General features: G+C 56.0%; 6 protein-coding genes and 2 pseudogenes. 7 read left to right on the top strand and 1 reads right to left on the bottom strand.

The features are described from left to right. The first annotated feature begins 133 nt into the window (after window positions 1–133). From ACR3FF_RS24875 to ACR3FF_RS24855, 5 genes are all read left to right on the top strand, one after another. Entirely contained in the window at window positions 134–553 is a 420-nt protein-coding gene (locus ACR3FF_RS24875) for a universal stress protein (RefSeq protein WP_458190804.1), read from the top strand. 60 nt (window positions 554–613) lie between these two features. Continuing rightward, window positions 614–2,890, top strand: coding sequence for an amino acid permease (locus ACR3FF_RS24870; protein WP_458190803.1), 2,277 nt, complete (start codon window positions 614–616; stop codon window positions 2,888–2,890). A 5-nt stretch (window positions 2,891–2,895) separates the two neighbouring features. Beyond that, a complete protein-coding gene (locus ACR3FF_RS24865) occupies window positions 2,896–3,579 on the top strand; it encodes a potassium channel family protein (RefSeq protein WP_458190802.1) in 684 nt (227 codons plus the stop codon). Window positions 3,580–3,642: 63 nt separating this feature from the next. After that, window positions 3,643–5,193, top strand: a complete 1,551-nt coding sequence (locus ACR3FF_RS24860) for a TrkH family potassium uptake protein (RefSeq protein WP_458190801.1) — start codon at window positions 3,643–3,645, stop codon at window positions 5,191–5,193. After that, complete coding sequence (locus tag ACR3FF_RS24855; protein WP_458190800.1) at window positions 5,190–5,390, top strand: hypothetical protein; 201 nt, start codon at window positions 5,190–5,192, stop codon at window positions 5,388–5,390. Before ACR3FF_RS24860 ends, ACR3FF_RS24855 begins: the two co-directional genes overlap by 4 nt. A gap of 42 nt (window positions 5,391–5,432) precedes the next feature. Here the strand turns inward: ACR3FF_RS24855 and ACR3FF_RS24850 are convergent, their stop codons facing one another. Further along, window positions 5,433–5,570, bottom strand: a complete 138-nt coding sequence (locus ACR3FF_RS24850; protein ID WP_458190799.1) for a TrkA C-terminal domain-containing protein — start codon at window positions 5,568–5,570, stop codon at window positions 5,433–5,435. Here ACR3FF_RS24850 and ACR3FF_RS24845 point away from each other — a divergent pair. Together ACR3FF_RS24845 and ACR3FF_RS24840 are read left to right on the top strand one after the other, a co-directional pair. Further along, window positions 5,561–5,779, top strand: a pseudogene (locus ACR3FF_RS24845) (RNA-guided endonuclease InsQ/TnpB family protein); the annotation flags it as partial. The gene ACR3FF_RS24850 and the pseudogene ACR3FF_RS24845 sit on opposite strands and share 10 nt — an antisense overlap. Window positions 5,780–5,936: 157 nt before the next feature. Beyond that, a pseudogene (locus ACR3FF_RS24840) lies at window positions 5,937–7,046 on the top strand (RNA-guided endonuclease InsQ/TnpB family protein); the annotation flags it as partial. Window positions 7,047–7,165: the final 119 nt, after the last annotated feature.

Genomic DNA, 7,165 nt, shown 5'->3' with positions numbered 1-7,165 from the left:
AGCGAAGTCAGCAGCGATGTAATTGCATCCGGGGAGAGTCTCATACAACCTCCCCTTCGCTCTACGAGTTCAGGTAGCCGTCGGCTTGCGATTTAGCCTCTTAACCGAATACGAATGGACGGAGGAGTAAGACATGCCAGAGTCATTTACAAAGCATCTTCTCGTCCCGGTTGTAGACGAAGAGGATGCACGTGAAACAGCACGGATACTCGATGACTATGAATACGGCCGCGTAACCGTTGTCCACGTAATCGAGAAAGGAGAAGGAGTTCCCGACAGGCTCCCTCTCGAACAGGCTGAACAACGAGCTTCAGAGGCATTCGGTGCGTTTCGTGGATTCATCCCAGAGATCGACACCGAAACTGCATACCGTAGAGACGTCGTTGCTGCGATCCTCGACGCCGCAGCGGATGTGGATGCCAGCGCTATTGCGTTTCGTCCTCGCGGTGGGAATCGTCTCGTCCAGTTCTTGTCCGGTGACAAGGCACTCAAACTCGTCACAGACGCAGATCGGCCGGTTATTGCGCTTCCAGAAGAGATCGAAAACGAATGATGGGAGACTTGATTTGAATATGCATACATGTAGCGACGCGCATGACACAGGTGGTTTCGCATGAGTGAGACCGAGCAAGAACTCGCCCGTGATCTTGGCTTCCTCGAGGCCTACACGATCGGTCTCGGGACGATGATCGGAGCAGGGATTTTTGTCCTCCCGAGCATCGCTGCCGAGCAGGCCGGTCCCGCCAGTATGATCTCGTTCTTCGGTGGGGGTTTGGTGTCGTTTTTAGCGGCCCTCTCCCTTTCGGAATTGGCGACCGGAATGCCGAAGGCGGGCGGCAGTTACTACTACGTCAATCGAGCGCTCGGACCGTTCTTCGGGAGTATCGTTGGCTGGGGGATGTGGGCTGGATTGACGTTCGCTTCGGCGTTCTACATGATTGGCTTCGGCCAGTATCTCCTCCCAGGGCTCGGAGAGTACATCGGATTCCTCGCTGGCTGGGGACAAATCGGAATTACCGTCGCGGCACTCGTGATGGCAGCGATTCTGACAGGGATCAACTACTACGGCGTCAAGGAGACTGGCTCGCTTCAGAACGTCATTGTCCTGTCGCTCGTCGGACTCATTCTCGCCTTCCTCGCTCTTGGCATCTTCAGTGGACCGACTCTCGGCGAATTCAACCCTAATGGGTGGCCAGCGGTTGCAGCGACGATTGGGACAGTCTACGTCTCGTTCATCGGTTTTGAGGTTATTGCGACCAGTGCCGAGGAGATCAAGAATCCGAGTCGAAACCTTCCGCTCGCGATGATCGCGGCTGTGGTGACGCCGACGCTGATGTACGTCGGCGTCATGTTCATCTCGACGGGAACGCTTTCGATTGAGGCCCTCGCGACATCCCCGATTCCAGTTGCCGACGTTGCTACCGAATTCATGGGGTCGATCGGAGCACTTGTGATGATCGTCGGGGCCGTCCTTGCGACAGTGTCGAGTGCGAATGCGAGTATTCTTTCGGCCGCTCGGGTCAATTTCGCGATGGGTCGTGACCGAATCCTCGTCAACTGGCTCAACGAGGTCCACGAACGGTTCCGGACGCCGTACCGGGCGATTACGGTTACGGGAATTATCACTCTCGTCCTGATCGCGGTCGGCGTTGGAGTCGGGACACTCGCCGAGGTGGCGAGCTTCATGTACCTCGTGACGTACGCCCTCGTCCACGTTGCAGTCGTCGTGTTGCGTCGGGCCAATCCAGATGCGTACGATCCGTCTTTCAAAATCCCGATGGGTCTGTATCCTATCGTGCCGATTCTGGGATTCGTGGCCTGTCTTGTGATTCTGGTACAGATGAACGTCATCGTCCAGGTTATCGGCACTGTTATCATCGTCTTCGGTGTGCTCTGGTATTTCGGGTATGCACGTGATCGGGCACTCAGTACCAGCCTGGTCGGTGAAGCAATTGCTCCCGAACCAACAACGATGACGAACGGCGAAGGACGCTATCGTGTCGTCGTCCCGGTCGCGAATCCGGAGACAGAACGTGATCTCCTCCGAATGGCTGCGGCTAGCGCACACGCTCACGAGGACGAACACGCTGAGGTAATCGCGATCAACGTCATCGAGGTTCCGCGTCAAACCTCGCTCTCCCAGGATCTCACGTTCGAAGAGGAGCGAGTCGAACGGCAACAGGAACTGCTTGACTCTGCTCGCGATATTGCCACCGAACTCGATATTGGGCTCCGAACTCGGGCGATAGTCGGTCGCGACGCTGGATCTGTCATCTTGGACGTAATCGAAGAAGAAAACGCAGATCACGTCCTGCTCGGCTGGCAGGGCACCTGGAGCCGGCGTGAACACGTCCTGGGGTCGACGATCGATCCCGTAATTGGGCGTGCACCGTGTGACGCGACGCTCGTGAAACTCGGCCCCGGCGATGGGCGCGGGGAAGGGGATATCATGGTGCTTGCTGGCGAGGGTCCACACGCGCCGGTTGCAGCCCGGCGTGCTGCTGAATTCGTTGCCGCATCCGACGAATCGTCGTTGACGCTTCTCAACGTTCAATCTCCAGAGTCCGAGACTGACGAGAACCTCTCGCCCATCGAGCTTGGTGAAGCAGTAATTGCCGACTTAGCTGAACGCGCTGGAATCGAATACATGTCGTACGATTCCAAGGTGATGGTCGCTGAAGACACTGAAGAAGCCATCATTGAGGCTTCTCAGGAGTACGACACGGTCTGTGTCGGTGCGACACGGGCGGGGACGATTTCACAGGCTGTTTTCGGGTCGCTCCCGGAGAAGATCGGCACAGAACTAACTCAAACCGTTGTTATGGCCCGCGGACCGGAGGAATCGCCGATGTCGGTTCGTGAAGCGCTTCTGCGGAGACTGGAGGTGTAATCACTATGTACATTATCATCATCGGTGCTGGCGATATCGGGACACCGCTTATCGATATTGCGACGCGGTCTGGCAACGAGGTCGTCGTGATCGAGCGTGATGAAAAACGCGCAAATCGAGCCGCTGACCAGTTTGACTGCTTAGTACTGAACGCCGACGCCACGACGAAAGACACGTTGGACGATGCCGGTGCTGAGCAGGCGGATGCACTCATCTCGACGACGGATCAGGACGCAACGAACGTGATGACATGCCTGCTCGCAAGGGAATTCGAGATCCCTGCGATTCTCTCGGTCGTTCACAACCCAGAACACATGGGGTTGTTCGAGCAGATTGGCGTAAACACGATGGAGAACCCCCAACAGCTCATCGCTGAGTATCTCTACCGGGCTGTGGCACGGCCGGCGATTGTTGATTATATGCGCATTGGTGAGGATGCGGAGGTTTTCGAAATCACAGTCACCGAAGAGGCTCCTATCGCAGGGAAAACGCTCCAAGAAGCCACACAGGCAGGATTTATCACCGACGAGATGCTCGTTGTTGCGATCGAACGTGAAGGGAACGATCACCCGATCACTCCTCGCGGGAATACGATAATCAAGGAAGACGATCTGCTGACAGTGTACTCCGGTGTCGGCGCCGATCCGGAGATTACGGACATCTTTGGGCACTATGAAGACCACACCTAGTAGATTGACAATGTTGAATTTCAGGACGATCTCGACAGCTCTGATCGCGAGCACGGGGAACGCATGAACGGATCCATTGCAACTGTCGGCCGAGATATCGGTCGAATCTTGGAGGCGCTTGGCGGGCTAATGCTGGTCTCGCTCGTCGTACCCATCCTCTGGGGAGAGTACTATGCACTCCCGGCACTGCTGGTCTCCGCCGTCATTCCGTTAGGGATTGGCTGGTTGCTCTATCGACGATTCAGGGACGCTGAAGCTCCAGGACGATTCCATGGAATGATCGTTGCCGCTTCGGGATGGTTTTCCGTCGGCATCTTTGGCTCGCTACCGTTCCTGTTGATCGCGTGGATCGTCCAGCTCGGCGTGCCGGGATTCACAACACCTGCTCAGACGGCAACGCTCGCAGCGTTCACCGAGCCACTTAACGCCATCTTCGAAAGTATGAGTGGCTTCACCGGCACAGGGCTTACGATGACCGACAATGAGGAGGTGCTTCCGCGCACACTCCAGTGGTGGCGAACGTTCACCGAATGGGTCGGCGGGGTCGGAGTGATCGTTTTGACGACGGCAATTCTCTCACGACCTGGGAGCGGGTCGCTGACGCTTTACGAAAGTGAGGCCCGCTCGGAGAAGATTCACCCGAGCATCGTCTCGACGGTCAGGACGATCTGGTGGATTTTCATTCTGTTTACGTTCGTCTCGATTCTCGCGCTGTGGCTGGCAGGGATGCCGATCTGGGGGGCAATCAATCACGGCATGACGGGCCTCGCAACCGGCGGATTCTCGATTACGGACAACTCGATTGCGACCTACGATAGCGCCCTGATCGACTTTGTGTTGATTCCGATTATGCTCTTGGGGAGTATCGCATTCCCGGTGCATTACCTCATCCTCCAAGGGGATATCCGGAACTTCTACTCCGATCTCCAGACGCGGTGGGTGTTCGGCTATATGGGTATCGGGTCGGCGTTGTTGTGGAGTTTCCTGTACTACGCCGGTCCCTATGAGACACCCTTCGCTGCCTTGCGCTATGGCCTGTTCCAATTCGTTTCGGCTGCCACCTGTACGGGGTTCCAGACGGCTGTCGATTCGACCACTGTTGCACTCGGCCGGTGGCCGTCGTACGCTCAGTTGACAGTCACGTTCGGGATGTTCGTCGGTGGTGCTGCTGGGTCAACTGCGGGTGGCATCAAACTCATTCGTGGACTGACGCTCGCGAAAGGAATTCGGTATCAAATCGCGGATGTCTTCTACCCCGAGACTGCCGTGCGACGGCTAAAAATCAACGGCCGGCGACTAAACGAGAAAGAAGCGAGCCGCGAATTCATGGAGGCAGCGATCATCGTCGTCCTCTGGATTACGTTCCTGGTCGTCGGTACCTTCATACTGCTGCTCACGCTCCCGTCTGGAGAGTATTCGCTCGCCAACGTAATGTTCGAGGTGGCTAGCGCTCAAGGGAATGTAGGTCTCTCGTCGGGAATTACGGGATCTGAGTCACTCCCGGCAATCGGGAAGATCACGTTCCTCTTCCACATGTGGATCGGACGCCTCGAAATCATCCCCGTACTCGTGATGCTCCGAACGATCTTCAAGCGTGGAGGACTCTACCAATGAAACTAGGCGACCTTCCAGTTATTTCCACTGTGTTCGAAGCCGGTGCCGATGACCGCATCTTTGACTTGCTGCTGTTGCTTGGTCCCCTCGTTATTGGCTTGGTCATCGTTCTGAATCGATCCCTCGTCACCGAGGCGCTCGCGCTTGCATATCTCAGCGTGTTCGTCGCGTACATCCTCTATCAAGGGATTCGGTAGAGGGAGACTGCTCCCCTGTGTTTCGACCTCAGAAATACACTCTCACTGAGGGTGGCACTGTTCGATCGCGCTGTGAACGGCGTCCCGTCGACCGACGAACGTGAGGTGATCGCCGTGCTGAAGCGTCAGATCTGGTTCGGGAATCTGTGAATCTCCGTCACGGCTGACGAGTGCGATCAAGACACCATCCGGGAGGTACTCATCGAGCGAAAATCCTCAACCACTCACAGATAGAGGACTTGCTCGACCGGCATGGGTGGTCGGCCAACAAACTCTGGAACGTCGCCAACTACCATTCCAGAGAAGTCTGGGATGAAACGGGCGAGATTCCCGACCACGGCGACCTCAAAGACAAGTTGAAAGGTCACACCAAATACAAGGGGTTGCATTCGCAGGAGGGTGTCATACAATAGTTCTCAATCGATATTATCCACGATCTTAATCTTGGATAAAACAGATGACTGGTGGAACCACTGGATTACAAGTGAAATGAGGACCGTATAATTGCTGGGTAGTGGGTGTGAGACGTATTCTATGACACGCTCTTCGCAGTCCAGTCAGTGCGTTCTGGAGGAACTCGCTGAAGCCTTCAACTCATGGTACGGCAAGAGGAAGTCCGACGACCGAGCGAATCCGCCCGGCTACCGCAAGAAAAACTACTACGACGATGCTGGAAACCGCGTCCACGAAGAACACCCCCATAGCACGGTGACGTGGAAGCAAAACGGCATTCGGCACGACACCAAGCACAACCGCGTCAGGCTCTCGAAGGGTGCAAATCACAAGGAACACCCGAGAGCGTTGGAATACATCCTTGTCGAGTACGAGACCCGGCCCGGTGTCACGGTCGAAAACCTGCAACAGGTTCGCGCCGTCTACGACAACGCGAAGGGTCGGTGGGAACTGCATCTTGTCTGCAAAGACGAAATCAAGCCGCCCACTGCACCCGGTACCGAGACAGCAGGTATCGACCTCGGTATCTGTAACTTCGCCGCCGTCGCGTACAGCACTGAGGACGCCGATTTGTATCCCGGTAACCGCCCCAAACAGGACGGCTACTACTTTCCGAAAGAAATTGCCAACTGCGACGACTCGGGCGGTGAACGAGCAACCCGCCTCCACCACAAGTGGTCGGAGCGCCGCACTCACTTCTTCCATTCCTTAGCGAAGCACATCGTAGAACGGTGTGTGGAGCGAGGAGTTGGGCGAATCAACGTCGGGAAACTCGCTGGCGTTCGAGAAGACGAAAATGGCGACTCGAAGAACTGGGGGCGGCACGGGAATCTCGACCTACACGGGTGGGCGTTCGACCGTTTGACGTCGATTCTCACGTACAAGGCGAAGGTCAAGGGTATCGAAGTCGTGGGAGTGTCTGAGCGAGACACGAGTAAGACGTGTTGCGTGTGCGGTAGGGAAAACGATAGTCAGCGTGTCGAACGTGGTCTGTACGTCTGTGAGGAGTGTGATGCGGCGTTCAACGCCGACGTGAATGGGGCGGAGAATATTCGTCTCGACATGAATCAAAGTAACTCCGAGTCTTCGTCCAGTTTGGGTGGAGATAGGAGTACCGGCTGGTTGGCACAGCCCGGAGTCTACCTTCATGACTTGTCTCACGGATTCTCACCGAGAGAACAAGTGGTCGACTGCAAACCCTAATATCGCTAGTTGTCCACTCTGGCTCAAGAGACCAGTTGCTGACACGTAGTAGTCAGAATGAGGCGACTGAATCAGTCGCCTGATTCAGCCGCTGTCCGGATTGGTGCGTAATGAGGCTA

It is taken from the genome of Haladaptatus ordinarius, from assembly GCF_054177595.1.
This window is presented reverse-complemented; position numbering and strand designations above follow the sequence as displayed.

Excerpts from the sequence above, each read along its gene's own strand:
- ACR3FF_RS24865 (WP_458190802.1), top strand. The coding sequence starts at position 2,896 with ATGTACATTATCATCATCGGTGCTGGCGATATCGGGACACCGCTTATC.
- ACR3FF_RS24860 (WP_458190801.1), top strand. The coding sequence starts at position 3,643 with ATGAACGGATCCATTGCAACTGTCGGCCGAGATATCGGTCGAATCTTG.
- ACR3FF_RS24870 (WP_458190803.1), top strand. The coding sequence starts at position 614 with ATGAGTGAGACCGAGCAAGAACTCGCCCGTGATCTTGGCTTCCTCGAG.
- ACR3FF_RS24875 (WP_458190804.1), top strand. The coding sequence starts at position 134 with ATGCCAGAGTCATTTACAAAGCATCTTCTCGTCCCGGTTGTAGACGAA.
- ACR3FF_RS24855 (WP_458190800.1), top strand. The coding sequence starts at position 5,190 with ATGAAACTAGGCGACCTTCCAGTTATTTCCACTGTGTTCGAAGCCGGT.